This window comes from Methanocorpusculum sp. (genome assembly GCF_030655665.1).
GTDB lineage: Archaea > Halobacteriota > Methanomicrobia > Methanomicrobiales > Methanocorpusculaceae > Methanocorpusculum.
This window is the reverse complement of sequence record NZ_JAUSPQ010000004.1, coordinates 129633-154850: the sequence shown is the minus strand read 5'-3', so window position 1 is coordinate 154850 and position 25218 is coordinate 129633. Positions and strand designations below refer to the sequence as shown.

Genomic DNA, 25218 nt, shown 5'->3' with positions numbered 1-25218 from the left:
TAATTCTTTTGAAAAATGGCGGTGCTGTGAATATCATACGAACATACAATCTCAGGAGAGCATTCCCTCCCAAGATCCTACCCGCTCGCAAGTTTCCTTCGAAAACTTGCTCGGCTAAGGCTGCCCCTTCGGGACATAACCCTCACTCCAGCTTTTCGATCAGCGTACACGCCGCACACAGCCGATGACTCGTCGGCTCCCCGCAGATCTCGCAGCGGCCCATCGCCGTAATCTCCCCTTCCCGGGGTCCGAGCTTTGCGAGAAGCTTCTCCTGGCCGGTCACGATCTTCATCATCGTCCCGGGATTTTTGTACTCCAGCTTCCCAAGCCCTGTCCGGACCCCCGCACGCAGAGCGTACTTTGTGTATGGGCACTCCGGCAGATCGGTGAGCAGATGGTTCACGAGTCCGTAGGCAACGGTCTCCCGCTCAGTTGAACGGCAGAGCGGTTTGATCCTCGGCAAAAACATCGTGTCCGCATTCGTCTGAAACGACCCCGTCACCCGGGTCACATCCCCCCGCAGATAATTCATCAAAACAGACTGTGCCTCATCATCCAGACAATGCCCCGTCGCGATCTTCGTTGCCCCTACTTCGCGGGCAGCCTGATTCAGGGCACGTCGGCGCAGCGTTCCGCACACCGAACACGCCTGCCTGGGGTCATTTGCCAGCAGTTCATCCAGCGTTTTCCCGCAGATATCAGTAAAAGAGACCAGTTTATCGGCGAGACCAAGCTTATCGCAGAGCCTGGTCGCCGCGAGGATCGTATCATCCCGGTACCCGCCGATCCCCTCATCCACCGTGATCGGGATAAGCTCGGCATCCAGATCCAGTTTTCCAAGAACCGTCAAAAGCACCGTCGAGTCCTTCCCGCCCGAAAGACCCACCGCGATCTGGTCGCCCGGTTCGATCATCCGGTATTTTTCGATCGCGGCCGAAACGCCGTTCTCGAACCATGCGGAAAAATGCTCGCCGCAGAACCGCTGTTTCGTGACAGGATCGACGTACACCGCCTTTTTATCGCAGTGATCGCACCCTTTCGTCATTTATCCTCCGTGCACGATCGACGTAACACGCAGGATATCGTCCTCATCCACGGGATCATCGGCAAGCAAAAGCTCGCCGTCCCTTGTTACGAGGATCTCATACGGATTCATATCCAGGCGGAGAAGGATCTCCTCAAGCGTTCCGGCAAAGGTCGTCATGACCAGATCGTCAGGGAGATACAGAGTAACCATTATTTTTTCGTATAATCCTTACCCATATACTGGTGTTTGTCCGAAAATCCGCCTTTTGCGACCACGTAGAACCACTGGAACGCCGAGCGGAACAGACCGAAGTTGATGTACCGCCGCATCGAAAAGCCGATGATCATCTTCATATCGAGAACGACGCGTCCGTAGTTTTTCATGCGTTTAGGCAGCTCCCAGTCGTCTCCGGCATCGCAGACCTTATACATCCCTGCCTCGATGAAGAGGTTTTTCCTAAACGCCGTGTTCGCTCCAAGCGTCGCATAGAAAATACCTGTCCGTCCTCCGATCCGGACCACGATATTGTACAGGAACACCTCGAATTTATGCTTGAATCCGGGTTCCAGCGGATAGATCGGTCCGTAGATCGTGGATGCATCAGGATACTTCTCGAAGTCCTTTACGATCGTTTCGAGCCAGGGTCTCGGCAGGAAACAATCCGCATCGGTCGTCACGATCAGATCATATTTGCTCGCAAGAACGCCGTCGTTTCTGGCTCCGCCGACTTTTTTGCTTGTCTGGATGAACACCTTGTCCGCGTATTTCTCTGCGATCTCGCGGGTCTTATCCTTGGATCCGCCGTCGACCACGACGATCTCATACTGATCTCTTGGGAGTGTCTGGTCACAGAGACTTTTCAGGAAGGCTTCGATGCCTTCCTCTTCATTGAATGATGGAACTACGACTGAAATCATGCTAATAACTCCGCATAAAGATCTGCATGCATCTTTGCGACTTTGTATATATCATACGGCTCGACCGATGCCCGTGCATGGGACGCAGCGTTTCTCAGCATCGCATCGTCTGCGAGCAGGGGGGCGATGTCCTCGTTTTTGGTAAAGAATCCGGCGATCCCCGGGAAAAGTTCCCGGTATTCGGAGAGATCACGCGATATGACCGGAAGACCGCTCGAAAGCGCTTCCATGATCGAGATCGACATAAGATCCCCGTAGGACGGGAACAGAAATACGTCGGCTCCGGCATATACGCCGGTGATGTCCGGGACGAATCCCGGGAAGATCACATTGTCGCCGGCTTTGGCTTTCCGTGCCTCGACCTTTTTCCTGTTGTCCGAGATCGGACCGTACGGGAACCCGCCGACCCACATGAACTTGTATTCCGGCAAAGCATCAGCCAGGTCCAGGAAATCATAGATGCCTTTTCTCGGGGTCTGCTGGGCGACCTGCAGGATCACCTTGTCGTCGTCCGAAAAGCCGTAGGTTTCCCGGAAGATCCGGCGTTTTTCTGCGTCGGGGCGGAACTTCTCCATGTTCACGCAGCTTGGGATCCTCGTCGTCGGCATATCGGGGAGCATCTCTTTGATCTCCCGTTCGTTGTCTCCTGTGATCGTGATAATATGATCATATCTGCCGTACATCGGCTTGTAGATCTTATTGATGAGTGAGGCTCCGGCAAGATTATTGGCGTTCAGGCTCGGGGTCGAGTGGGCGGTCAGCACTTTGACATGTTTTGCCCGCAGCATCGACCAGACTGCTCCCGGACCAAGGGTATGACAGTGGGTTATGTCGTGGTCATGCTTTTTGCTGTTGAGCTCTACCTCGACGCCCGGGGTCTTCTGCAGACCATTGTACAGCATCATTGCGACCGTCGCACAGCCGACATATTTGAATACCGAATAATTCTCGACCCGGATATTTACTCTCATGCCTTTTTCTCCACAAAATTCATGGCGCTCCTGATGCAGCCGTCCATATTGATGTATTCAAACTCGGAGAACCTGCCAACAAGGTCGATGCCAAGAGTTCCTTCAAGATATTCCCGGACGATTTTAATATTTTTCAGGTAATCGAGATCGTAGACGACGTACGCGAACTTGAAGTGATCGACCGCCGTATGAACGACGTCATCGCTCGAGGGGATGATCCCCATTCTGACGAGACCGTCGACCGTGTGCATAATGATCTCCTCATCGTTCATCTTTGAGACGTTGTCGCCTTCGTTGTAGGTGATCTCGGCGAGGACCGCCGAGCAGCCTTTGGGCGCGACCTTGCTCGAAAAGTTGGACGGGAAGGAGAGGCGGTTGAAAGCCCCCCATTTTTCTTCCGGCACATACATCCAGGAGATGTCCGGAAGGGTCCCTTTGAATCCGACTGAGATACAGGCGATGGAGTTGTATCGAAGAGCGTCGCATGCCTCCTGTATTTGGGATGGAACATCCAGCATCGGAAGAAGCGTCTGGAGTGGCAGTGTCGAGATGACCCGGTCGGCCAAAATCGTCTCTTTTCCGTTGGAGACCGCCCATCCGTCGCCTGTGTTCACGACCGAGGTGACGGTGTAGTTTGTCTTGATCGAACGCACGATCGGCTTCGCGATGGCGTGGATTAGGGCTTCGATACCGCCTTCGATCGGATAGGAAAAGACCGCCTGATGGGTGTAGCCTTCGGTCTCGATACCGATCGCCGATTTGATGATGTCCTCTACCGGCGGGCGGGGAACGCGTCCGTCCATCCAGTGTTTCGACATTTTGTCGGTGGGATAGTTCCAGATCTTCTCATTGTACGGAACGAGATAACATTCAGCGATCCCTTTGCCGAACGTGTAGTAGATCCAGTCCTTGAAGCTCGTTGGCTCTGCGACCTCGCCTTTTTCGACCGCTACCAGATTCTTGACGTATTCATTGATGCAGAAGAATAAGTCTTCCTTTGGCAGAGCTGATAGTCCGTTTTCGAACGGGTATTTAACATACTGACCTTTATAGAATATTTTGGTGTTTCTGTTTCTAAATTCCCGGTTGTCGGCCAGAGCGTTCTGCATGAACGCGAGAACATCGGTATCACGGGAGAAGATGATATGCGATCCTCCGCAGTCGAACGTAAATTCGTTTCTCACTTCGGATTTGCACAGACCACCGATCTTTGGTTCCTTTTCGAGAACCGTGACTTCATGTCCTTTTTCCTTGAGGAGACGGGCGAGAGTGACCCCGGTCAGACCTCCGCCTAAAATTGCCCATTTCACGAGTATATATTTGGGGGCTTAACAATAATAAGATGAGTACGTCTGTCTCTGATGAGAGAATACCGAGAGGGAACGAGCACGTAAAAAAGGGTCGTCAGTGGATGACTTTGTGGATGACTTTTCCGCTGATGGATCGTTTCATGACGATCGCATGATACTGGCACATTTCGTGGCAGCAGTAACATCTGATACAGTTGGTCAGATCGAAAATCGCTTTTCCCTGTATGATCTCGACGGCTTTTACCGGACAGATCCGTGCACACTGGCCGCACCCGATGCATTTTTTGTTGTTTACGACAGGCGAGGGTTCGTACATCTTGCCGACACGCTGCAGTTTGCGGTATATCGTTTTCTTGTGCCACGAATCCCTTTGGTTTCCGTGGTAGGTGGACGGATGGACATAATCCGTGATCGGTATGATCTCGTCCCCTTCGACCTCGACTTCATCGACCAGTCCGCGTCTGAGGGCGGCCATCGTTGTTCCGATGGATTCGGGCCGCATGTTCACGAGGGTCTGGGCGGAGATGTCGAGCCCATAGACTGAGTGCGAAGCAAGGATGTAGCCGACATCTCGCGGCTGGCCGCCCATCGGACCGTTTCCTTCCATCCCGACTATCGCGTCCATAACGACGAAGTCAGGCTCGATGAGTTCGTTTAAATCAACGAGCATCTCAGAAAAGTCGATCGCATCCGGGAATCTGGAGTGGAATACCGGTTTGTCCAGACCAGGGACGACCCCGAAGGTGTTTTTCACGGCGCCGGAAAAATGCGTGAACATGTGGGTCTTTAATTTGCAGACCGAGATGATGACATCCGCATTGCACGCCTGATTGATGACGGTGAACCGTTTCATCACGTTCCCTTTGATGCAGGATCGTTCCTGATATCCGGTATCATAGGAGAGTTTGATGCCGAGTTCCTCTGCGACTTTTTCAATGCCGCATTTGTGGTAGACTCTCTTGAGGACTCTCGGAGAATAGATGATACCGGCACCCGGACTGTCGGCGATCGTTAAGACCCCGCCTGCTTCGAGGATCAGTTTTCCGACAGCGTAGACGATTTCGGGATGCGTGGTGATCGCACGGTCGATTCCGGCATCGGATAAGAGATTGGGTTTTAACAGGACTTTTCTGCCGTCGACCCGCGGCAGGCCGCCGGAAGCTTTTATCGCTTTTGCTACCGCTTCAAGAACTTTTTCCCTGTCGTAGGTGTCGCATTTTGCCGAACCGGTTATACTTTTCATATATTCCTGTAGTATCTGTATTCCTGCCGTATGGGTCGGATATTGATATCTATAATGATTTCACATTCTCTTTAATATACATTCTTAATTCGAGTGTCTTGGTACTCATAGATTTCAGCGGCGGCGGAACCGTTATTTCTGCAGTTTCTCAATCAGTTCCCGCAGTGCCGGAAACGTGATCGAGCATTTTTTTTCGCTCCGGGCTTTGATCTCTTCAAGAATTCTGGTAATCTGCTCATCGTTTGCCGTAATTCCCATCTCACGAAGGACATACTCGAGCGCTTTTCTTCCGCTGTGTTTGCCGATCAGAAACTGCCGTTGACGGCCAAGAAGTTCCGGAGGCACATATTCATACGTAACTGGATCCTCCAGCATTGCCGCGACGTGGATCCCGCTTTCATGCGAAAACGCATACTCTCCGGTCAGCGGTTTACTTTTGCTGATCTGAATCCCCGACGCCTCGGCAACAACCGAGGAAAGTTTTGGCATCAGGGAGAGATCATACTGGTCAACTCCTCCTTTGCACCGGAGAATTACCAGGACCTCATCAAGCGCCGCATTGCCGGCACGTTCCCCAATTCCGTTCACACAGGTGTGCAGCTGGAATGCTCCGGCAGAGGCTGCAGTGATTGTGTTTGCAACTGCACACCCGAGATCGTTATGGCAGTGAACGCTCAGCGGCAGCCGCGAGGAATGCGTAATATTTTCAACAGCTGCCGCAATTTCGGTCGGGATGAGACAACCGGTTGTATCTGAAAATCCGATCATATCCGCACGGCTGTTTTCGCACGCCGTATACACCACCAGGAGATCATTCATTGAGGTGCGGGATGCATCCTCTGCTGCGAATCGCACGAATAACCCGTGATCCTTTGCATACTCGACCACATCCATCGCGGATGCAACCACTTTCTCACGCGGCTCATGGAACTTGCACCACATATGCAGATCCGAGACGCCGAGAAAGATGTTTACCATCGAAACATCCGCATCAAGTGCCGCGTCCACATCAGCGGCAGCTGCTCTGCAGAGACAGGAGATCTTTGCATCAAGTCCAAGGGATGCAACAGCACGAACGGAAGCCAGTTCGCCGGTCGAAACCGCAGGGAAACCCGCTTCAATGCAGTTGACACCTGCCTCGTCCAAAAGTCCGGCGATCTCCTGTTTCTCCTCAGAAGAAAACACCACTCCCGGTGCCTGTTCTCCGTCCCGCAGTGTTACATCACATATTTCCACCTGCCATCCGCTCAATTTTTTCGCCTCCCTGTAATGAGTATTATTGGTTCTTTGCAGGAATAATAGCATACGGAGTTTCGAAATAATCCTGGTTTTTCTGAAGAGGAGATCCGCAGAGATCATTATTGACAGTAATCTCATGCGCGTGAGGTCCCCTTCGCATTATTGTATATATAGTTTGCGTGACACTGGTTGACATATGGCATGGTAATTAATATATCAGTAATTTCATAGTTAATTTAACATAAGATCGCTGTGATTCCAGTAACCTGAGGGGTATCTCTACTGGATCATAGGATTCAGGGGGACATCTTTTTTCTACTCGGGGCGTGGTTTTTCAGGGTTTTGTGCTTTAGGTGATTACACAAATGACGAATTCCAAAGCCGGCACTCTGCCGGCTGCCGGGCTGAAACGTCGAACTGTGCATCCCTGAATTGGTTGGATGCACCGTTTGAACACTTTCGGCATCCTGGTACTTGTATGGTTGTCATGCAGCGGCGAGAGCGAAAGCTTTCCCGCCTGACAGGGAAAAATAGATTTGAAAAGCGAAAGCTTTAGAAAAAAATCCACAGGAACGTGAAAACAATGCGTCAGATCGCAATTTATGGAAAAGGCGGTATCGGGAAATCGACAACCACACAAAACACAGTCGCGGCACTCGCAGAGGCGGGAAGAAAAGTCATGGTCGTCGGATGCGATCCGAAAGCAGACTCAACACGGCTGCTTCTGAATGGTCTTTGTCAGAAGACCGTCCTCGACACGCTGCGTGACGAGGGAGACGACATTGTCTTAGGAGATATCCTCAAACCTGGATTCAAAGGGACACTGTGTGTCGAGTCAGGAGGACCTGAACCGGGCGTTGGATGTGCCGGCCGGGGAATCATTACCTCAATCAATCTGCTCGAATCACTTGGAGCATACACGCCTGAACTCGACTATGTATTCTATGATGTACTCGGTGATGTGGTTTGCGGAGGATTTGCCATGCCGATCCGTGAGGGAAAAGCAAAGGAGATCTACATCGTCGCATCCGGAGAGCTCATGGCACTGTATGCAGCAAACAACATCTCCAAAGGAATTCAGAAGTACGCCAACACCGGCGACGTCCGTCTCGGCGGTATCATCTGTAACAGCCGTCAGGTTGACTTCGAACTCGATCTCATGACCGCGTTCGCGAAAGAACTCGGATCACACTTGATCCACTTCGTTCCAAGAGACAATATCGTCCAGCGTGCCGAGATCAACAAAAAGACCGTCATCGACTACGACCCCATCTGTAATCAGGCCGACCAGTACCGTCAGCTTTCCATGGAGATTAACAAGAACGATAAATTCGTCGTGCCAAAACCGATGTGTCAGGACAGACTCGAGGAACTCATGATGGAGTTCGGTATTCTCGGATAAACGGAGGAACAAAAACATGTATCTCGTTAAAGCAATTGTTCGTCCGGAAAAGAAGGATGAAATCCTCTATGAACTTGCAGGAGCAGGATTTCACGCGGCAACCGTTGTTGAAGTCGTCGGCCGCGGAAAGCAGAAAGGCATCAACCTCGGAGGAATCGTCTATGACGAGATTCCGAAGGTCATGATCCTAATTGCAATCCGCGAAGAGGACAAACGCGACGTTATCGATGTCATCCTCCGTTACGCAAAGACCGGCGAGAAGGGAGCGTACGGTGATGGAAAGATCTTCATCAGTGCAATCGACGAAATCTACACCGTGTCCTCGGGCAAGCCGGGACTCTGAACGGGGTGAATCAGATGAAAGAGATCTTAGCCTTTGTCCGGATGAACAAAACCAATGCAACCAAACGCGCTCTCCTCAATGCAAAAGCAGCAGGTTTCATTGCTATGAAGGTGGAAGGTCGCGGCAAACTGGTCACTGATCGCGAAAGTCTTACAGGCCTGAAAAACGATCTCATGGCAAAAGGACAGTTCGACGACATCGACGACATGCAGGAGGTCGAGACCCTGGTCGAGGGATTCCTTGACGACTCCCGCATGTTTGCCCGCAGAATGTTCCAGGTCGTCTGTGAAGACGACGAAGTTGAAAAAATTGTCAAAGCAATCATCGACGTGAACAAAACCAGCTACAAAATGGGTGACGGAAAGATTTTCGTCCTGCCGCTCGAAGACGCTGTCCGCGTGCGGACAGGAGAAACCGGATCTGCAGCACTCTGATATTGGGAAGGGAGAAAATGGCGATAACGGAAGAGAAGTTAGGAGAGGTACTCGGTGTATACCCCGAGAAAGTACTGGTCAACCGCAGACGTCATATTGTGCTGAAGGAACCGGATACCGAGACCGCACAGCAGATAGAAGCAAACACCCGGACACTGCCGGGAATCATCACAAACCGCGGCTGCGCTTTTGCTGGATGCAAAGGCGTGGTGGTCGGCCCTATCAAGGACATGGTTCACATCGTTCACGGGCCGGTAGGCTGCGCCTTCTATACTTGGGGCACACGCAGAAACAAGGCAAAGGCTGGAGATGACGGCAAAAACTATGTCAACTATTGTTTCACTACCGACATGCAGGAGTCCGACGTCGTCTTCGGCGGAGAAAAAAAGCTCGCCAAACTCATTGATGAGGCGGTTGCGATTTTTCATCCGAACGCAATCTCCATTGCAGCAACCTGTCCGGTTGGTTTGATTGGTGATGATATCGGAGCGGTCGCCCGTGCTGCAGAAGAGCGTCACGGCATTCAGGTACTTGCTTTCCAATGTGAGGGATATAAGGGCGTCAGCCAGTCCGCAGGTCACCATATTGCCAACAACATGCTGATGGACAAAGTCATCGGCAACAGCGATGTGGAGACATGCGATGAACCGTATGCGGTCAATCTGCTCGGTGAATACAACATCGGCGGCGACGGCTGGGAAATTGCCCGTATTCTCAAAGACATCGGATATCACGTGGTCTGTGTGATGACTGGTGACGGATCTTACGAAGATATGAAGCTCGCCCACACCGCTGACCTCAACCTCGTGCAGTGTCACCGTTCGATCAACTACATCGCAGAAATGCTGGAGATCAAATACGGCACGCCATGGTTGAAGGTCAACTTCATTGGCATCAAGTCCACCTGCGATTCACTGCGTGCGATGGCCGCCTACTTCGGTAACAAGGATCTCATGCAGAAGACCGAAGAGATCATCGCCCGTGAACTGGCAAGGATCCAGCCGGTTATCGATCAGTACAGGAAAGTCTGCGAAGGCAAGACCGCGTTCTGTTTCGTAGGAGGCTCGCGAGGTCACCACTATCAGGGTCTTTTCTCTGAGATCGGTATCGAGACGGTTCTTGCGGGATACGAGTTCGCCCATCGTGACGACTACGAGGGAAGACTGGTAATCCCCACGATCAAAAAGGATGCTGATTCCAAGAATATCCCCGATCTGCACGTTGAGGCTGACCCCAAACGTTTCAGAATCAAGATTGCTCCTGAACGTCTCGCCAAACTCAAGGAAAAGTTCCCGTTTAACGAGTACAAGGGACTGATCGTCGACATGAAGGAAGGAACCATCGTTGTGGACGATCTCAACCACTTCGAGACCGAGGAGTTTATCAAAATCCTGCATCCTGACATCGTGTCCTCGGGAATCAAGGACAAGTATGTAATTCAGAAGATGGGAATCCCATCCAAACAGCTGCACTCCTACGATTACAGCGGCCCATACTCCGGGTTCAACGGGGCGGTAATCTTCGCACGCGACATCAGCATGTCCTTTGCATCACCGACCTGGAACTATATTGTTCCGCCATGGAAGAATCAGCCGTTCTTAAACGCCACGATCAACGGAGGTGACCAGTAATGCTTGAATACACACCCAAAGAGATGATCAAACGCGACAGCGGCGGCATGATCAATCCGGCTAAGACCTGCCAGCCGGTCGGCGCAATGTATGCGGCTCTCGGCATTCACAGTTGTCTGCCGCACAGTCATGGTTCACAGGGCTGTTGTTCGTTTCACCGGATGCACTTAACGCGGCATTTCCGTGATCCGATCATGGCCTCGACCAGTTCATTTACTGAAGGAGCTTCGGTCTTCGGCGGCGGCGCAAACCTCAAGACATCCATCAAGAACGTGTTTGCCATCTACAACCCGGATGTGATTGCCATTCACACCACGTGTCTTTCGGAAACGATCGGCGACGACATTCCGACAGCCATCCGCCAGTCGGAGATTCCCGAGGGAAAAGTGGTGTTCCATGCAAACACGCCGAGTTATCAGGGATCCCACATTACGGGATTTTCCAACATGACCAATGCGATGGTGACCTACTTCTCAGAGACGAAGCTTGCCGATGGGAAGAAAGAGAAGTTCGTAAACATCATCCCGGGTTTTGTCAACCCGGCGGACATGCGGGAAATCAAACGCCTGACCGAGGAGATGGGTATCAAATACATCATGTTCCCGGACACCTCAGGTGTTGTTGACTCACCAATGACTGGTAAGTTCGAGATGTATCCTTCCGGAGGAACGACGATTCCGGAGTTGAAGAAGACCGGAGATGCGAAATTCACGATCTCACTCGGTAGGTTTGCTTCACAGATGGCGGCAGAAAGTCTTGAAAAGAAGTGCAAGATCCCATTTGTGAGTCTAAAGGAGCCGATCGGCATCAAGGCAACAGATGAGTTCCTGATGGCTCTTCGTGGAGCATTCGCAACCGAGATTCCTGAAAGTCTTGAGTGCGAACGCGGTCAGCTGGTTGATGTGATGACCGACACCCACTTCCATTTCCATGGAAAGAAGGTGGCAATTTTTGGTGATCCGGACGTTGTAACCGCGATGACCGAGTTCTGCCTGAGTCTTGGCATGTTGCCGGTTCACGTGCTGACCGGAACGCCGGGCGGCGCTCTCGGCAGCGGTCTCGGCGGTTTTGAACAGGAAGTCAAGGCAATGCTTAATGAGGCAGGAGTTTGCGGAAACGTGAAGGCAGCAGGTGATTTGTTCACGCTTCACCAGTGGATCAAGAACGAGCCGGTTGATCTCTTAATCGGCAACACCTACGGTAAGTACATCGCCCGGGCGGAAGACATTCCATTCGTGCGGTTCGGGTTCCCGATTCTTGACCGTGCGATTCACCCGTACATGCCGGTTACCGGCTACCGCGGTGCACTCCGTTTGATCGAACAGATCAGCGATGCACTGCTTGACCGGTGCGATCGGGATGCAGCCGACGAAGACTTTGAACTGGTAATGTAAGAAGAACACGATATAATCATCGGGAGGATCCAGAGATGGAGGATGTAGTACTACTCAAAGGACGGGAACAATTTGTCCGCCAGAAAGGGGAGCGTCATCAGACGCTCCCCATCAGTTGCGGGGCGGAAAGTGTTGCCGGCTGCGTCAGCCAGCGTGCCTGCGTATATTGTGGGGCACGTGTGGTCCTGAACCCGGTTGCTGATGCTCTTCACCTCGTACACGGCCCGATCGGATGCGCCAGTTATACCTGGGACATCCGGGGGAGTCTGAACAGTGGAAAATCCCTCTACCGTGAGGGATTTTCCACGGACCTGCGGGAGAAGGACATCATTTTCGGCGGCGAGACCAAACTTGCCGCGGCCCTTGATGAACTGATTCCAAAGTATCAGCCGCCTGTCGTGTTTGTCTACTCGACCTGTGTGGTAGGCATCATCGGCGATGATCTGGACGCGGTCTGTAAAGCAGCCGCTGAAAAGTACGGCGTACCCGTGCTGCCGGTGCAGTCCAGCGGATTTGTGGGGACTAAATCGATTGGCTATCAGACGGCATGCGACGTGCTGTTCAAACTGATTGAACCGCCGACAACGAAGCTGCTGCTTCGCAGACGCCCGGTGATCAACTATCTCGGCGACTTCAACCTCGCCGGAGAAGCCTGGATAATCCGCAGCTATCTTAAGAAGATCGGAATTGACGTGAACGTGGTCTTCACCGGAGACTCAAGGTATGAAGAGATCCGCCGCGCCGCAAACGCTGAATTGAACATCATTCAGTGCGCAGGATCCATGTTCTACCTTGCCCAAAAACTGGAGGAAGCCTATCATATTCCCTTCATGCAGGTTTCCTTCCTCGGCGTGGAAGATACTGCAGACTCGCTTCGAAAGATTGCCCGGTTCACTAATGATCCGGGAATTATCCGAAGAACAGAAGAAGTGATTGCAGCAGAGCTGCGTCGTGTGATGCCGGATATCTCCGGATACCGCACCGCACTTTCTGGAAAGAAGGCTGCAGTGTATGTGGGAGGCGGGTTTAAGGCAATTTCGCTGATCCGCCAGTTCCGGGAGATCGGTATGGAAGTAGTGATGGTCGGAACGCAGACCGGCCGCCGCGAGGACTACGAGATCATTGGCGACATTGCCAATGACGGCACGATCATTCTCGATGATGCAAACCCTGCGGAGCTGGAAAGATTCATGCTGACACAGGGGGCGGATCTGCTGGTGGGCGGTGTAAAAGAGCGACCGCTTGCCTACAAACTTGGCATTGCATTTGTGGATCACAATCATGACCGGAAACATCCGCTCGCAGGCTTTGAAGGTGCGGTAAATTTCGCCCATGAAGTGTACACGACGATATGTTCACCGGTTTGGAACGCAGTCAAAGGAGGTGTAGTCCGTGGAGATCTCTGACGTTCCCGTTCAGCAGGGAACCCAATCCCGTTCAATCGCAGAAAACCCCTGCAATATGTGCATGCCGATGGGAGGAATCATTGCCCTGAAAGGAATCGAAGGAGCAATGGTTATCCTGCATGGGTCACAGGGCTGCAGTACGTATATGCGCCGTCACATCGCTGAACACTTTGACGAACCTGTGGATGTTGGCTCCTCCTCGCTAAATGAGAAGGGTACTATCTACGGCGGATCGGATCAGTTGAAGACCGCGATCGACAATATCCGCAAAGCCTACGACCCCGCAGTCATCGGTGTTCTGACCACCTGTCTTGCCGAAACAACCGGCGAGGACGTTCACCGGATTGTGGAAGAGTACTGTCGTGAACGCGGGGTTTCGAGGTCGATGTTCATCACGGCACCAACTCCCGGTTACGGAGGGAGTCATGGAGATGGTTACTGGTACACCCTCCGCTGCGTAGTTGAGCAGCTTGTCCTGCCGTTGGAGCAGGCGACACCTCATGAAGGAGTGAACATCATCGTCCCGATCACGTTTTCTCCTGCTGATGTCCGGGAGATGAAAAGAACTCTCAGTGCAATGGATATACCCTACACCATCTTTCCTGATATCAGCGAAACGATGGATCGTCCGTATGGTGCCACCTACACCAAAATGTCATCAGGCGGAACACCAGTTGCGGTGCTCCACAATATGGGCGGAGCAAAGGCCACAATTGAGTTCGGCTCCCCGGGAGACGAACGAAAGTTCCCGGGAAAATATCTGGAGGAAAAGTTCGGTGTTCCCTACTACCGCATTGCATCGCCCATCGGACTTGTGCAAACGGATGAGTTTTTTTCCCTGCTGAAAAAGATCACCGGTAAATCCATGGCACACGAGACGGCTGCCGAACGCGGACGGCTGATGGATGCCATGATCGACGGCCACAAACATGCATTTTCCGGCCGGTGCACGCTGTTCGGCGATGCGGACTTAACGTATGCACTCGCTGGATTTACCACAGAAATTGGTATGTATCCAAGAGTTATTGCCTCCGACAGTCGGAACAGACACTGGAAAGAAGCCGTTTCTGCGATTACCGCAGATATAGGTGAACCGGTAACAATCTTCAGTGATACTGATTTTGGTACAGTTCGCCGAGAAAGCGAGATCGGTGGATCGAACATCGCGATCGGTCACTCTGACGGGAAGTATCTGGAAGAGCATTCGGGCATCCCCCTCGTCCGTCTGGGCTTTCCGATACATGACCGTATCGGCGGCCAGCGTATCTGTTCCACGCTGTATGCGGGAACAAACCGGCTACTGGATACCTGCGTGAACACGCTCCTTGAACGAAAGTTCAGCACGTACCGGAAAAGAATGTATGATCAGTATTTTCCACAAATCGAGAGGTAAAAATGGAGAAACCCAAACACCACATATTCGTCTGTGCAAGTTTCCGGCTGACCGGCCAGCAGAAAGGTTTCTGCCAGGGCAAAGATGCCGCAGAGATTGTGCAGATGATTGTAGAAGAGATTGACAACCGCGGAGTCTCAGATGAGATCATGGTCTCTACGACAGGCTGCCTAAACCTGTGTGATCAGGGACCAATCGTAATTGTGTATCCGGACAATGTCTGGTATGGCGGTGTTGCGTCTGAAGATGCGGAGGACATAGTTTCCGCTGTCCTTGACGGCACCGTCGTGGAACGTCTTGTGATCACATAAGAGAGGAGGATCCAATGGCAAAAGAGATTGCAGTATGCTGCGAGGATACGGACGCGGTCGCGACACTTTCTGCGACAACACATATCAAAAAGTTCCGGCGTGAACAGGGTGTCTGGGAACTTGTCGGCGTCCTGCCGATAACTCTCGGGGACATCAGCGGCATTGCTGATCTCAGGAAAGCAGTAGCATCGATTCTTGAACTGCTGGACGGCTGCAAAATTCTGGTTGCCTCCTCCTTTATCGGGGCGGCGGCATATCATCTGGAGAGGAACGGTATTCACCTGTGGGAATCTTTAGATGCTGACCTGTTCAGTCTCGATGACATCCTTTCCAAAGATGAAGCAGACCAAGATGTTTCCGAAACAGTTGAGACGAAACATAACTTTGTCACATACCTCGGGAACGGTGTCTATCAGATATCCCTAACCGAGATTCAGAGACAGAACGGCACTATCACCTCCAAACAGATCCTGATGCCGATTCTCTCTGCCGGAACGTTCTACGAACTGCAGATCGACTGCTGCCATATTCCCCCATGGCTGGAGGGCGAACTTGCGGGTGAGAGGTTCGACTCCCGCGTCGAACCACTCACTGGCTCGTCAAAGTTTCGGCTGTTCCTTACCAAAAAGACCTGTGCCAGCGGGATCTGACCTGCATCTCCTAGGTGTGATCAACTCCTAGGCACATTTTTTTTCTTTTCACAATTCGTTTGATTGGTATGTATCGGAAATTTTCGTATCCCTGCCTTGGAAATAACCTAATACTAAGTCTAAATCCAAATTTTGCAGCACATTATTTTCGTATTTTGTTTCGTCGTTTTCGTGTGATGGATGGTACCAACCCAAAAAAATCCCCTACATGAAACTGAAGTGTACACCAAAAAAATAATTGCAGAGATTTCTATCGAAAGTTACGCTCGAACCTTTGCAAGCGTATACACCCGGGATTTTCCCTTAGCTCCGGCATATACGAAGCCCGCCTTTTCGAGTACCCTTTGCGATGCAGCATTCCATTCATAGGGCTCGGCGAAGATCTCGTCGATCGGAAATGTACGAAATGCCAGATCGCATATCTCTGTGACCATCTTCGTCATGATCCCTTTGCCCCAGTAAGGTTTGCCGAGCCAGTAGCCGAGCTCCGCCTTTCTTTCGCCCCGGCAGAACACACCGATACTGCCGACTGCCGTATCGTCATCGGTTATCGCGAGGTAGAGATTTTCCGATAAGTCCGGCTGATGGCAAAACGCGATATAGGCTTTCGCATCGTCAAGACCATACGGCGAAGGAAACCCTGCCCGCAGATTCTTTGCAATTAAAGGTTCATTCGCAAAAAAAGCAAGGGAAGGAGCATCACGCTCTTCCCAGGTTCGTAAACTGATCTGCAAAGCTCTCACTCTATGATCTGGCTTTCAGCGAATCGGTCTTCCGTTGCAAGCAGGAACTCCGACGACTGGGAGATGGCGTCCTTTGGGCAGATATCGATACACTGACCGCAGAAAATACAGTTTCCAACATAGATACGGACCCTTTTCTGGACACGCGGCTTGTCCTCTCCTTCTTTTGCGGGAGGCACGGGATAGGTGACCTGTTCAATCGCATGGGCCGGACAGACCTTCATACACAGGCCGCACCCGTTGCAGAGGTTTCGATCATAGAGCAGTTTACCCCGCATATTCTCCGGCGTCTCCACCGGAGGGATCAGCGCTGCTTTTCCCTCGCTCACTTTCCCTAAAAATCCGGTTATGGTTTTTGGGAGACGAGCTGCCGGGAAAAGATTTGTGACCGGCTTTTTCACCGACTGGACGAGGATCTCTTTGAGCATCGGGAACATCTTAGATCCCCCCCATCAGAAAAGCATCCAGCATCAGAAGAATGATCGCCGCGATCCCAAGCCCGCCGAAGATGAACCAGTAGACTTTCACGACCTGCGTGATACGGAACCTTGCCATCATCGTTCTGATCACCGTCACCGAAAAGATCGAGACGACGATGACTTTTGCGAAGAAGAACAGAATATCGATCACCGCAGCTCCGGCCCCGGTGAGGCCGAAGACCGGGGAAAGATTCCAGGGCAGCAGGATGATGACGCCAAAAGCGATCATCGCGACCGTTTTCACTGCCTGAGCAAGTGAGAAGACACCGAGGTTTCTGCCCGAGTACTCGACGAGAATTCCTCCTGCGAGTTCCGTTTCCGCTTCTGGCGTATCGAACGGGACCTTCGAGAGTTCTCCGGGTGTGATCCAGGCAAAAAGGATCAAAAGGATCAGAAGACCGATGACTCCGAGAGGTCCGACGACATCCCAGACGGAAGTCTGCATCAGCGTTGTAAAGGAGAACGGGTCGGCAACATTCGCGGTCATGAGTCTCCAGGCGATGATGATAACGGACACTGCGAGCGGTAATTCGTAGGCGATCATCGAGACCATTTCACGCTGAGCGCCGATCGTTGCATACGGAGAGCCCGAGGCAAATCCGCCGATCACGAGGGCAAGTGACGGAACGATCAGGAGATAGAGCACGAGGATCATATCGCCGGCATCGCCGAGGATCGGGGCCAGGCTGCCGAACGGCAGATACAAAAGCACAGCGATCGAGGAGGCGAGAGCGACGATCGGCATCAGATTAAAGAGCCAGGGGATCGCGTTTGCCGGCACGATGCTCTGTTTTGCAAACAGTTTTCGAACATCAGTGAACGGCTGGGTAAGGGGGGGACCCATGCGTGCCTGCATGTGGGCGACGATCCTTCGGTCAATCCCGGCGAGGAACAGGCCGACGATGATCGCGATGATCGCGAGGACCACCGTTCCGCCGACTGCGGAAAGGATGATATTCATTGCATCATCCTCCGGGACTTCTCGTAGGACATCTTTGCGAGCTGTTCTTTCGTGAAGATCTTCGTGGATCCGTTATCCGTGATGGCGACACGGTCAGTGCATGACATGCACGGATCGACCGAGGCAACGATGACTGGGATGTCGGCAAGCTGAGCGCCTTTCAGAATGATTGGCCAGACATGCAGATTACTGTATGATGAGGCTTTGACCTTCCAGGCGATCGGAGCTTCTGCCCCGTCCATCGCTACATAATGGACTGCTTCTCCTCTCGGGGCTTCGTGACGTCCGACTGCTTCGCCCGATGCTTTCTTGCAGGTCGAGAGGATCTTTGCGACTTTCTCTTCCCAGAGGGCGGGTCCCGGAGGCATGTTGTCGAGGCATGTCTCGACGATCTCGATTGACTGAGCGATCTCAAAGATACGGACCACGATCCGGTCATAGGTATCTCCGTTCACATCGCTTCCGTAGATGGTGGGCATGACTGGTTTGATATCCAGATCTCCGTAGGCGCAGTAGGGATAATCAACACGGAGATCGGCAGTAACGCCCGATGCCCGCGAGGTCGGACCGACGGCGGAATACGCCATCGCGGTTTCGAATGAGAGAAGGCCTGTTCCGACGCAGCGGGATTTGATGACCGCGTCTTCCAGGAACAGTTTTTTCAGTTTCGCAAACAGGTCCTTGTAGGTGTTCAGACATTTGCGGATCTTTACATACTGATCCTCTGTGATGTCCCGGCGTGTCCCGCCGATCTGGATGATATCATAATTCACCCGGTTTCCGGTGATCACTTCTATCGCATCCATCGCTTCTTCGCGGACCCTCCACGCAAGATAGAACAGCGTGTCGAATCCGAGTTCGTGGGCGGCGACTCCTGCCCAAAGCAGGTGGGACTGGATACGCTCGAACTCGGCGATGATCGTTCTGACATAATCTCCGCGTTCGGGGACGGTGATGTCCGCGATCTGTTCGACCGCCCGTGCGAATGCAAGCGAGTGGGTCACACCGCAGATACCGCAGATCCGGTCGGTGAGATGCACGATCTGGACCGGGTTTCGGGACAGACCCATCCACTCGATACCGCGGTGGGTCTGTCCGGGCGTGAAGTCGGCCGAGATGACCTCTTCGCCGACGACGGTCAGTTCGATGTGGACCGGCTCTTTGAGTGCCGGGTGGATCGGACCGACCGGGACGATGTATGGCGCATTTCCGGCCATTTACTCATCCTCCAGAGGTGCAGGCGGCCGGTTATCCGGTCTGCCGCATGCCCAGAGATTTTTGATCATCGAGTCGGGGATCTTCTTCTCATCCTTTCGTAAAGGATAGACGTTTGCCGGGAAATCCTGCGGCAGGAAGAATTTGTGTTTTGCCGGCGGCAGACCGTCGACAACGATGCCGAGATACTCCCTTTTCTCCTGCTCGGTGAACGCTGCACCTTCCATCAGATCGGTGATCGTTGGGATATGCGGGTCTGCTTTCGGGATATCAGTCGAAAAGATGACCATACATTCGGTGTTTTCGATCCCGCCGTAGAGGGAGAAAATGTAATGGACCCTGAGATTTGGATCGTTTGGTCCTTTGTCGTATCCTGAAATGCAGGACAAGTGGGGGTACCGGATCTTCATCAGCTCTTCGACTGCCTGATGGATCGCTTCCTTTTGGATCGTGATCCAGATATTGCTGTTCTCCCGTTTCTTCACTCCTTCGGCTCTTACCCTGATGGAGGAGTCCAGCATAGAATCGCCGAGTGAGGCTTTGAGTTTATCCACCACTTCCGCGGGGGTATATATTTCGTCCATTATTTTCCTCCTTCGAGTCGTTCGAGCTTCGCGATCGCCGTGACAACGCCGTTGATGATCGCCTCAGGTCTTGGGGCACATCCCGGGACATACACGTCCACCGGGATGATCTGATCGACCGGGCCTGCCAGATTGTATGATGTCGAAAACACGCCGCCTGACTGGCCGCATGTTCCAACGACCATCACCACTTTTGGTCCGGCCATCTGGGCATAGACCCTGCGGAGTCTGTCGGCCATCTGGTTCGTGACGGGTCCCGTTACGAGTAATACGTCCGCATGGCGGGGAGAACCCACGAGTTTTACGCCGAAGCGTTCAGGGTCATACCTGGGGGTCAGGGTCGCCACGATCTCGATATCGCAGCCGTTGCATGACCCCGCATTGAAGTGGAAGACCCAGAGAGATCTGTTTAAGGATGGTGTGAGCTTCATACCATGATCACCACCACGAAAATAACAATGACTCCTATCAGGAACCATGCGAGGTAATCGTTCACCACACCGGAATGGAGCGGGATGAGTTTGTCATAGTATCCTTTGAGGGCATGCGTAAATCCCCAGTACATGTTCCCGCCTCTGATATGGACTGCGCCTTTTTCGGGCTCGTCGTTTCCTGAGAGGTAGGGTTTCGTCTGTTCGGTTCCTATGTCATAGTCCGACTCGCCGCAGCGCCAGATAAGCCAGGCGACCAGAAGTCCCGTGGCCATAACGGCGATCCAGACGAGCGGATTCCAGAATCCGTATCCTGTTAAAAGATCTCCGATCATAATCCGCCTCCAAAGACCGCGGTGATATATGCACCTTTATTAATGAGGGCATCAGCCGCCGGGGCAACGAGATTGTTCACCACTAGATCCGGGAAGAGACCAAATCCGATGACGAATATCGTCAGGATGACCATTCCTGCGATCATGAGCTTCGGGACTTCCTTTACTTCTGCATACTCGGGGAGCTGAGGTCCCATAAACATCGAGTGGAACACTTTCATGAAGGATGCGAGCGTTAGGATGGAAACGACCATCGCGATGATCGAAAGGGCCGGGTTGAATGCAAAGACCGACTCATAGATCATCAGCTTCGAGGCAAATCCGTTAAAGGGCGGGATGCCTGCGATCGCCAATGCTCCGATCAGGAAGAAGATCATCGTCCATTTCATGTTGTGGCCGAGACCTCCCATCTTGTTCAGACTCCAGACACCGGTCCGATAAATAACGGCACCGACCGCGAGGAACAGGAGACCCTTGTACATCGCATGGTTGATGATATGGAAGAGACCTCCTTCCATGGCCGTCTGACCATAGGAGGCCATCGCGATGGGATCTCCTAAAACTGCCAACGCTACGCCCACGCCGAGAAGCATGTATCCGGTCTGCGAAACGGCATGATATGCCAGCAGACGTTTGACATCCTTCTGGGGAATCGCCATCGTAACGCCGATGACCATTGAGAGGACACCAAGAACGATGATGACCCAGCCAAGCGTAACGGTGTTGAACGTGTCGCCGTAGAGCGTGAAGAGGATCCTAAACAGACCATACAGACCTGCCTGGCTTGCAACGATCATGACTGCGGTGATCCCCGAGGGGGCGACCGAGTATGCATCGGGCGTTGCGAAGTGGAACGGGACCGATCCTGCTTTCATGGCGAGAGCCGCGATGAAGAGGACAAGTGCGATGATGTTCAGGGTCGAAAGCGAGATCTGCGACGCGATCACTGCCATGTTCAGCGAATTATACTGGGCATACAGGAGACCGATCGAGAACAGGACCATGAGTCCGCCGACGGTGTTGACGATCAGGTATTTGAGCGCTCCTTCGGCCGCGATTCCGCCTCTCCGGTGATAGGAGACGAGCGCTGCGCCGGCAAGGGAGTTGATCTCCAGGAACACGAAGAAGTTGAACATGTCCCCGGTTGAGACCATGCCGAAGATGCCTGCGGTCAGCAAAAGATACAGTGCATAGAACTCGGATTTTCCGCTCCGTTCCTTTTGGGATGAAACGAGGTAGAGAACGACCGCGAAAGAAACGATCGCCGCTGAAAGCAGCATGAATACGCCGAATCCGTCGATCGTGAAGATGATCCTGAATGGGATCCCTCCTGAGTCGATCGGAGCCGCGGGCGAGCCTGCAGCCGCTCCGAAGACATACACGATCGTTCCCTTCGTGTAGACCGTGAACGCCGTAATAACGGCGAGAAGACTTGAAGCGAACGAGGCACAAATGATCCAGGCATCGCGGATCTGCGGAAGGAATCTTCCGATGATCGGGACGAGGAATGCGCAGAACAGCGGAACCGCGATCAGCAGTGCCGGCAGATTATCGAAAAGAACGTTCATTCCTTGAGCCTCCGCATCTTATCCGCATTGACCGTACCGTATTTTTTATAGATGACCATCACTAAAACGAGCAGAAGGGCAGTCGTTGCAACACCGATAACGATGTTTGTCAGCGTGAGCGCCTGGACCGTCGGGAGAACCATATCGGCGCCTTCCGGTGCATTCGTGAAGATCGGGGCGATCCCGTTTTCCCGGTAGCCAAGAGTTACCAGAAACAGATTGACCGCTCCTTCCAGCATCGCGAGACCCATCACCATTTTGATCATATTCTTCTTGAGAAGAATGGTGGCAAGCGCGATGCCGATAAGTAATGCCACCGCAATAAACGGCAGATTTGCTATCATTTTCTCACTCCTTTTTTGCCCTTATGCATATTTTGGACCGGTGCTTTTGCATCGTCCTCTTCCTGTGTGGGTTCTTTCAGACCGGCGAACATGAACATCAGCACGGCTGAAAGGGCACCGAACACCTCGATCCCGATAGCGAAGTTCAGGATCGGGATGATTCCGGCGGTGTAGAGATCGCCGGGATTTATTCCGTAGGCGACCGCATTCCCGAAGAGTCCTCCCGTGGCGTTCAGCCAGTTGAAGAGGAAGCCCGATGCGACCACGAGTCCGGCAAGTGCCGTACAGATGAAGAGCATAAGACCTGCCGATTCGACGAGTTTGAAGCTCGAGACAGGGATGAACTTCTCCATACACTCGCGGTAATAATAACAGACGAGGATCAGTGCAACGCCTGTCGCGATAACGGCTCCTCCCTGGAATCCTCCGCCTGGTGTCAGGTGACCGTGTGCCACGATGTAGAAACCGAAGATGAAGATGAACGGAACGAGCAGGCGGCCTGCTGTTTTGACAATAAGACCGATCGTCATTTGTGTGTCCTCCGAAAGATCATCGCGACCCCGAGGACCGCAATGAACAGAACGGTCGCTTCACCAAGCGTATCGAATCCACGGAAATCGAAGACGACTGCAGAGACCACGTTGTTCGCTCCGGTCTCGGTCTGCGAGTGATCGATGTAATACTGGTCCGTCATCGTGGCCTCCGGAGCGCCGAAGGTCAGACCGAATGCCGGCAGAAGGAAGATTATTGTTACCAGGACGATCAGAACGATCGCAAATCTTGGCTGGAAGATGGAACCTGCTTCTTTCATTCCTCTTCACCTTCCTTACGTTTTGTCCCGCGTATGGCGATCATCATGATCGCCGTCGAGATCCCTGCTCCGATACTTGCTTCTGCGATCGCCACATCGGGTGCCTGCAGAAGGAAGAACTCAAGAGCGAGAAGGAAACTGAATGCGGAAAACGCTATCGCGGCCGCTATCAGATCTTTCAGGAAAAATACCGTCACTGCAGATAAAAGTATTGCTGCGAGGAAGAGAAGGTGTAAAACCACATAGCTTTCGGGAAACAGTTCGATCATTTCTTTCGTTCCTCCCGGTGTTTCATTTTTGTTTCGTCCGCGTTCAGGGCGTCGATTTTTGCGATCGGCATATTTCCCGAGCGGTATGCACTGCGGGCGATCGCATGGGTCGCCGTTGTCCCTGTGATCACCACGACCATGAGGGCCAGAACAACGTGTGCCCCGTAGTTGAGCCAGGCTTCATCGCCCGCAAGCAGGAGACCTCCGGCGTAGATAAGGACGGCGGCTCCCATGAAAAGAAATCCGAGACTGCCGACCAGTCCGGCGGCATGGATGCGTGTGTAAAAGTCAGGGAACCGGAAAAGACCGATCACCCCAAGGATGCTGAATATGAGTGAGATCACCACACAGACGGTTACGAGTATATCGATCATTGGAGATCCCCCATGATGAGTTTTGCGACGTAGAGTGTTCCTACAAAGGAGAGAAGAGCATAGACGATCGCCACATCGATGAACACCGGCTGCTCGAACCAGAGCGAGAGGGTGATCATGATGGTGACAACGAGGATGTTGACCACTTCGAGTGCGAGCATACGGTCGGCATTTGTCGGTCCGCGCCAGATTCGAACCCCGCATGCAAAGATGAGAAGCACGAAAATGATCGCTGCGATCATGAATATATCGTTCATTCGGTGATCCTCCTGATCCATTTAGCGAGATCGATCTTCGTGAAGATCTTATCTGCAGGTATGATCCCTTTTGGATCTTCGCCGACATCGAGACAGTGGACGTAAAGTTCCCTGGTCTCGTCATTCACGTCCACCGTGGCCGTTCCCGGCTGATAGGTGATGGATGCCGAAAGAAGCAGTGCGCCTCCGTCGGTTTTCATGCCAGGCGTGAGTTTCACGATCCCAGGTCTGATATTTCTGCCGGTGACGATCTTCCAGGCTACGGTCAGATTTGCAATAATAAGTTCGATTAGAAACGGAATGATATAGACGATCAGGAGGAGCCAGCGAAGCGGGTTTGCCATTCTATAGCTTTTTCCGACCCAGAGTTTCCGGCATATCAACCCGGTTATAATCGAAAGAATTAGTCCAATGATGATTTCTGCGGATGACCAGAGAAGGATCCCGTCGTTTGGTGTTGCCGAACCTGCAGACAGTATCAGATAGATGATGAATGCTGCAGCACCTGCGAGTATTGCGGGGAAAACGTTACTCACGTTTCACCCCTGAGTTTGCTCTTATTTCTCATGATAAATTATCACTTTATCTCCACACATGATTTTGTACAGACTCATACGTCGTGGATGATGCCCGTATCTATATTAATAAGTTTGTCAGTAATTTATACTCTGCGCCGGGTTTTTCCCTGTATTTCCCGGAAACAAAAAAACGGTGGATCTCTATCCTTTTGAGAATAACCTGAATGCAGCCTGATTTTATCTTTATCTTCGGTAGTATTTCGGATATATTTATATCTCAGTATGCGTAATATACGGATGTCTGAAAATCATTCGATTTGATTGAATGGCAAGGAGTAACATAATTATGGTTAATGGAAACGGACTGCCGACAACATCCTATGGAAAAGTTGTCAGCGGTGAAAAAAGTATGATTCTGGGAATTGTCCTCTGGTTCTTCCTTGGAGGGATCGGACTTGCCTATGCGGGACGCGTCGGACTTGGTATTGCTCTCTTCATTATAGAGATCATCTGTGCATTTTTCGCAGTCCTGATCATTCCCGCTATCCTCGCAGTTATCGTCTGGATCGTGGCTCTCTATCTGACCTACAAGGCCATTAAAGAGAACAACGAACTCTGGACCCAGCACCTGACCCGCTAAGGGATAATCCCTTATAAT

The 25218-nt window shown here is 52.3% G+C and carries 32 protein-coding genes; 10 read left to right on the top strand and 22 right to left on the bottom strand.

Features of this window, described 5'->3' with window-relative positions:
• Window positions 1-142: 142 nt before the first annotated feature.
• The 7 genes from Q7J08_RS02165 to aksA all read right to left on the bottom strand — a co-directional run bounded on the left by Q7J08_RS02165 (window position 143) and on the right by aksA (window position 6704).
• A complete protein-coding gene (locus Q7J08_RS02165; RefSeq protein ID WP_304910049.1) occupies window positions 143-1045 on the bottom strand; it encodes a TIGR00269 family protein in 903 nt (300 codons plus the stop codon).
• The gene (locus Q7J08_RS02160) at window positions 1046-1237 is read right to left on the bottom strand and encodes a hypothetical protein (RefSeq protein WP_304910048.1); all 192 of its coding nucleotides are present in this window, start codon (window positions 1235-1237) and stop codon (window positions 1046-1048) included.
• A complete protein-coding gene (locus Q7J08_RS02155) occupies window positions 1237-1944 on the bottom strand; it encodes a glycosyltransferase (protein ID WP_304910047.1) in 708 nt (235 codons plus the stop codon). The genes Q7J08_RS02160 and Q7J08_RS02155 overlap by 1 nt, the downstream gene beginning before the upstream one ends.
• On the bottom strand, window positions 1941-2915 hold the full coding sequence (locus Q7J08_RS02150) for a glycosyltransferase family 4 protein (protein WP_304910046.1): 975 nt from the start codon (window positions 2913-2915) through the stop codon (window positions 1941-1943). The genes Q7J08_RS02155 and Q7J08_RS02150 overlap by 4 nt, the downstream gene beginning before the upstream one ends.
• Window positions 2912-4225: an NAD(P)/FAD-dependent oxidoreductase gene (locus tag Q7J08_RS02145; RefSeq protein ID WP_304910045.1), complete on the bottom strand. Its 1314-nt coding sequence runs from the start codon at window positions 4223-4225 to the stop codon at window positions 2912-2914. Before Q7J08_RS02145 ends, Q7J08_RS02150 begins: the two co-directional genes overlap by 4 nt.
• 94 nt (window positions 4226-4319) lie before the next feature.
• Complete coding sequence (locus Q7J08_RS02140; RefSeq protein ID WP_304910044.1) at window positions 4320-5468, bottom strand: DUF362 domain-containing protein; 1149 nt, start codon at window positions 5466-5468, stop codon at window positions 4320-4322.
• A 132-nt stretch (window positions 5469-5600) separates the two neighbouring features.
• A complete protein-coding gene (gene aksA / locus Q7J08_RS02135) occupies window positions 5601-6704 on the bottom strand; it encodes a homoaconitate hydratase (protein WP_370651228.1) in 1104 nt (367 codons plus the stop codon).
• A 586-nt stretch (window positions 6705-7290) separates the two neighbouring features.
• Between aksA and nifH the strand changes: the two genes are divergently transcribed.
• From nifH to Q7J08_RS02090, 9 genes are read left to right on the top strand one after another with little or no spacing between them, the layout of a single operon-like run.
• Window positions 7291-8109 carry a nitrogenase iron protein gene (gene nifH / locus Q7J08_RS02130; protein ID WP_304910042.1) on the top strand — a complete coding sequence of 273 codons (819 nt, stop codon included), beginning with the start codon at window positions 7291-7293 and terminating at the stop codon, window positions 8107-8109.
• A gap of 16 nt (window positions 8110-8125) precedes the next feature.
• A complete protein-coding gene (locus Q7J08_RS02125; RefSeq protein ID WP_304910041.1) occupies window positions 8126-8452 on the top strand; it encodes a P-II family nitrogen regulator in 327 nt (108 codons plus the stop codon).
• 14 nt (window positions 8453-8466) lie between these two features.
• A complete protein-coding gene (locus Q7J08_RS02120; protein ID WP_304910040.1) occupies window positions 8467-8886 on the top strand; it encodes a P-II family nitrogen regulator in 420 nt (139 codons plus the stop codon).
• A 17-nt stretch (window positions 8887-8903) separates the two neighbouring features.
• Window positions 8904-10517 carry a nitrogenase molybdenum-iron protein alpha chain gene (nifD, locus tag Q7J08_RS02115; RefSeq protein ID WP_304910039.1) on the top strand — a complete coding sequence of 538 codons (1614 nt, stop codon included), beginning with the start codon at window positions 8904-8906 and terminating at the stop codon, window positions 10515-10517.
• The gene (gene nifK, locus Q7J08_RS02110; RefSeq protein WP_304910038.1) at window positions 10517-11911 is read left to right on the top strand and encodes a nitrogenase molybdenum-iron protein subunit beta; all 1395 of its coding nucleotides are present in this window, start codon (window positions 10517-10519) and stop codon (window positions 11909-11911) included. Before nifD ends, nifK begins: the two co-directional genes overlap by 1 nt.
• A gap of 35 nt (window positions 11912-11946) precedes the next feature.
• A complete protein-coding gene (nifE, locus tag Q7J08_RS02105) occupies window positions 11947-13317 on the top strand; it encodes a nitrogenase iron-molybdenum cofactor biosynthesis protein NifE (protein WP_304910037.1) in 1371 nt (456 codons plus the stop codon).
• Window positions 13304-14710: a nitrogenase component 1 gene (locus Q7J08_RS02100; protein ID WP_304910036.1), complete on the top strand. Its 1407-nt coding sequence runs from the start codon at window positions 13304-13306 to the stop codon at window positions 14708-14710. The genes nifE and Q7J08_RS02100 overlap by 14 nt, the downstream gene beginning before the upstream one ends.
• 2 nt (window positions 14711-14712) lie before the next feature.
• Complete coding sequence (locus Q7J08_RS02095) at window positions 14713-15021, top strand: (2Fe-2S) ferredoxin domain-containing protein (protein WP_304910035.1); 309 nt, start codon at window positions 14713-14715, stop codon at window positions 15019-15021.
• A gap of 14 nt (window positions 15022-15035) precedes the next feature.
• Window positions 15036-15671 carry a Fe-only nitrogenase accessory AnfO family protein gene (locus Q7J08_RS02090; protein ID WP_304910034.1) on the top strand — a complete coding sequence of 212 codons (636 nt, stop codon included), beginning with the start codon at window positions 15036-15038 and terminating at the stop codon, window positions 15669-15671.
• Between the two features lie 260 nt (window positions 15672-15931).
• Here the strand turns inward: Q7J08_RS02090 and Q7J08_RS02085 are convergent, their stop codons facing one another.
• Genes Q7J08_RS02085 through Q7J08_RS02015 form a run of 15 tightly spaced genes read right to left on the bottom strand, consistent with a single transcriptional unit; the run spans window position 15932 to window position 24578 of the window.
• Window positions 15932-16405 carry a GNAT family N-acetyltransferase gene (locus Q7J08_RS02085; protein WP_304910033.1) on the bottom strand — a complete coding sequence of 158 codons (474 nt, stop codon included), beginning with the start codon at window positions 16403-16405 and terminating at the stop codon, window positions 15932-15934.
• Between the two features lie 5 nt (window positions 16406-16410).
• Window positions 16411-16851 (bottom strand): 4Fe-4S binding protein, encoded by a 441-nt coding sequence (locus tag Q7J08_RS02080; RefSeq protein WP_304910032.1) that lies wholly within the window; start codon window positions 16849-16851, stop codon window positions 16411-16413.
• A gap of 1 nt (window position 16852) precedes the next feature.
• Window positions 16853-17854 (bottom strand): respiratory chain complex I subunit 1 family protein, encoded by a 1002-nt coding sequence (locus Q7J08_RS02075; RefSeq protein ID WP_304910031.1) that lies wholly within the window; start codon window positions 17852-17854, stop codon window positions 16853-16855.
• The gene (locus Q7J08_RS02070; RefSeq protein WP_304910030.1) at window positions 17851-19071 is read right to left on the bottom strand and encodes a nickel-dependent hydrogenase large subunit; all 1221 of its coding nucleotides are present in this window, start codon (window positions 19069-19071) and stop codon (window positions 17851-17853) included. The genes Q7J08_RS02075 and Q7J08_RS02070 overlap by 4 nt, the downstream gene beginning before the upstream one ends.
• A complete protein-coding gene (locus Q7J08_RS02065; protein WP_304910029.1) occupies window positions 19072-19653 on the bottom strand; it encodes an NADH-quinone oxidoreductase subunit C in 582 nt (193 codons plus the stop codon).
• On the bottom strand, window positions 19653-20084 hold the full coding sequence (locus tag Q7J08_RS02060; RefSeq protein WP_042697635.1) for an NADH-quinone oxidoreductase subunit B family protein: 432 nt from the start codon (window positions 20082-20084) through the stop codon (window positions 19653-19655). The genes Q7J08_RS02065 and Q7J08_RS02060 overlap by 1 nt, the downstream gene beginning before the upstream one ends.
• Complete coding sequence (locus tag Q7J08_RS02055; protein ID WP_304910028.1) at window positions 20081-20419, bottom strand: hydrogenase; 339 nt, start codon at window positions 20417-20419, stop codon at window positions 20081-20083. Before Q7J08_RS02055 ends, Q7J08_RS02060 begins: the two co-directional genes overlap by 4 nt.
• Window positions 20416-21987 (bottom strand): proton-conducting transporter membrane subunit, encoded by a 1572-nt coding sequence (locus Q7J08_RS02050; protein WP_304910027.1) that lies wholly within the window; start codon window positions 21985-21987, stop codon window positions 20416-20418. Before Q7J08_RS02050 ends, Q7J08_RS02055 begins: the two co-directional genes overlap by 4 nt.
• On the bottom strand, window positions 21984-22331 hold the full coding sequence (locus Q7J08_RS02045) for a sodium:proton antiporter (RefSeq protein WP_304910026.1): 348 nt from the start codon (window positions 22329-22331) through the stop codon (window positions 21984-21986). Before Q7J08_RS02045 ends, Q7J08_RS02050 begins: the two co-directional genes overlap by 4 nt.
• A complete protein-coding gene (locus tag Q7J08_RS02040) occupies window positions 22328-22861 on the bottom strand; it encodes a Na(+)/H(+) antiporter subunit B (protein WP_304910025.1) in 534 nt (177 codons plus the stop codon). Before Q7J08_RS02040 ends, Q7J08_RS02045 begins: the two co-directional genes overlap by 4 nt.
• Complete coding sequence (gene mbhE / locus Q7J08_RS02035; RefSeq protein WP_304910024.1) at window positions 22858-23142, bottom strand: hydrogen gas-evolving membrane-bound hydrogenase subunit E; 285 nt, start codon at window positions 23140-23142, stop codon at window positions 22858-22860. The genes Q7J08_RS02040 and mbhE overlap by 4 nt, the downstream gene beginning before the upstream one ends.
• The gene (locus tag Q7J08_RS02030) at window positions 23139-23411 is read right to left on the bottom strand and encodes a hydrogenase subunit MbhD domain-containing protein (protein WP_304910023.1); all 273 of its coding nucleotides are present in this window, start codon (window positions 23409-23411) and stop codon (window positions 23139-23141) included. The genes mbhE and Q7J08_RS02030 overlap by 4 nt, the downstream gene beginning before the upstream one ends.
• Window positions 23408-23785, bottom strand: a complete 378-nt coding sequence (gene mnhG, locus Q7J08_RS02025) for a monovalent cation/H(+) antiporter subunit G (protein WP_304910022.1) — start codon at window positions 23783-23785, stop codon at window positions 23408-23410. The genes Q7J08_RS02030 and mnhG overlap by 4 nt, the downstream gene beginning before the upstream one ends.
• Window positions 23782-24042, bottom strand: coding sequence for a cation:proton antiporter (locus Q7J08_RS02020; RefSeq protein WP_304910021.1), 261 nt, complete (start codon window positions 24040-24042; stop codon window positions 23782-23784). Before Q7J08_RS02020 ends, mnhG begins: the two co-directional genes overlap by 4 nt.
• Window positions 24039-24578 (bottom strand): Na+/H+ antiporter subunit E, encoded by a 540-nt coding sequence (locus tag Q7J08_RS02015; RefSeq protein WP_304910020.1) that lies wholly within the window; start codon window positions 24576-24578, stop codon window positions 24039-24041. Before Q7J08_RS02015 ends, Q7J08_RS02020 begins: the two co-directional genes overlap by 4 nt.
• Before the next feature lie 328 nt (window positions 24579-24906).
• On the opposite strand from Q7J08_RS02015, the gene Q7J08_RS02010 reads away from it, so the two are divergent.
• Entirely contained in the window at window positions 24907-25200 is a 294-nt protein-coding gene (locus Q7J08_RS02010; RefSeq protein WP_304910019.1) for a hypothetical protein, read from the top strand.
• Window positions 25201-25218: the final 18 nt, after the last annotated feature.

Excerpts from the sequence above, each read along its gene's own strand:
- Q7J08_RS02080 (WP_304910032.1), bottom strand. The coding sequence starts at position 16,851 with ATGTTCCCGATGCTCAAAGAGATCCTCGTCCAGTCGGTGAAAAAGCCG.
- Q7J08_RS02155 (WP_304910047.1), bottom strand. The coding sequence starts at position 1,944 with ATGATTTCAGTCGTAGTTCCATCATTCAATGAAGAGGAAGGCATCGAA.
- Q7J08_RS02165 (WP_304910049.1), bottom strand. The coding sequence starts at position 1,045 with ATGACGAAAGGGTGCGATCACTGCGATAAAAAGGCGGTGTACGTCGAT.
- Q7J08_RS02120 (WP_304910040.1), top strand. The coding sequence starts at position 8,467 with ATGAAAGAGATCTTAGCCTTTGTCCGGATGAACAAAACCAATGCAACC.
- Q7J08_RS02030 (WP_304910023.1), bottom strand. The coding sequence starts at position 23,411 with ATGATCGAACTGTTTCCCGAAAGCTATGTGGTTTTACACCTTCTCTTC.
- Q7J08_RS02065 (WP_304910029.1), bottom strand. The coding sequence starts at position 19,653 with ATGGACGAAATATATACCCCCGCGGAAGTGGTGGATAAACTCAAAGCC.
- mbhE (WP_304910024.1), bottom strand. The coding sequence starts at position 23,142 with ATGAAAGAAGCAGGTTCCATCTTCCAGCCAAGATTTGCGATCGTTCTG.
- Q7J08_RS02140 (WP_304910044.1), bottom strand. The coding sequence starts at position 5,468 with ATGAAAAGTATAACCGGTTCGGCAAAATGCGACACCTACGACAGGGAA.
- Q7J08_RS02070 (WP_304910030.1), bottom strand. The coding sequence starts at position 19,071 with ATGGCCGGAAATGCGCCATACATCGTCCCGGTCGGTCCGATCCACCCG.
- Q7J08_RS02010 (WP_304910019.1), top strand. The coding sequence starts at position 24,907 with ATGGTTAATGGAAACGGACTGCCGACAACATCCTATGGAAAAGTTGTC.
- Q7J08_RS02125 (WP_304910041.1), top strand. The coding sequence starts at position 8,126 with ATGTATCTCGTTAAAGCAATTGTTCGTCCGGAAAAGAAGGATGAAATC.
- Q7J08_RS02060 (WP_042697635.1), bottom strand. The coding sequence starts at position 20,084 with ATGAAGCTCACACCATCCTTAAACAGATCTCTCTGGGTCTTCCACTTC.
- nifK (WP_304910038.1), top strand. The coding sequence starts at position 10,517 with ATGCTTGAATACACACCCAAAGAGATGATCAAACGCGACAGCGGCGGC.
- nifE (WP_304910037.1), top strand. The coding sequence starts at position 11,947 with ATGGAGGATGTAGTACTACTCAAAGGACGGGAACAATTTGTCCGCCAG.
- mnhG (WP_304910022.1), bottom strand. The coding sequence starts at position 23,785 with ATGATCGATATACTCGTAACCGTCTGTGTGGTGATCTCACTCATATTC.
- Q7J08_RS02055 (WP_304910028.1), bottom strand. The coding sequence starts at position 20,419 with ATGATCGGAGATCTTTTAACAGGATACGGATTCTGGAATCCGCTCGTC.
- Q7J08_RS02090 (WP_304910034.1), top strand. The coding sequence starts at position 15,036 with ATGGCAAAAGAGATTGCAGTATGCTGCGAGGATACGGACGCGGTCGCG.
- nifD (WP_304910039.1), top strand. The coding sequence starts at position 8,904 with ATGGCGATAACGGAAGAGAAGTTAGGAGAGGTACTCGGTGTATACCCC.
- Q7J08_RS02150 (WP_304910046.1), bottom strand. The coding sequence starts at position 2,915 with ATGAGAGTAAATATCCGGGTCGAGAATTATTCGGTATTCAAATATGTC.
- Q7J08_RS02040 (WP_304910025.1), bottom strand. The coding sequence starts at position 22,861 with ATGACGATCGGTCTTATTGTCAAAACAGCAGGCCGCCTGCTCGTTCCG.
- Q7J08_RS02160 (WP_304910048.1), bottom strand. The coding sequence starts at position 1,237 with ATGGTTACTCTGTATCTCCCTGACGATCTGGTCATGACGACCTTTGCC.
- Q7J08_RS02020 (WP_304910021.1), bottom strand. The coding sequence starts at position 24,042 with ATGAACGATATATTCATGATCGCAGCGATCATTTTCGTGCTTCTCATC.
- Q7J08_RS02050 (WP_304910027.1), bottom strand. The coding sequence starts at position 21,987 with ATGAACGTTCTTTTCGATAATCTGCCGGCACTGCTGATCGCGGTTCCG.
- nifH (WP_304910042.1), top strand. The coding sequence starts at position 7,291 with ATGCGTCAGATCGCAATTTATGGAAAAGGCGGTATCGGGAAATCGACA.
- Q7J08_RS02095 (WP_304910035.1), top strand. The coding sequence starts at position 14,713 with ATGGAGAAACCCAAACACCACATATTCGTCTGTGCAAGTTTCCGGCTG.
- Q7J08_RS02045 (WP_304910026.1), bottom strand. The coding sequence starts at position 22,331 with ATGATAGCAAATCTGCCGTTTATTGCGGTGGCATTACTTATCGGCATC.
- Q7J08_RS02075 (WP_304910031.1), bottom strand. The coding sequence starts at position 17,854 with ATGAATATCATCCTTTCCGCAGTCGGCGGAACGGTGGTCCTCGCGATC.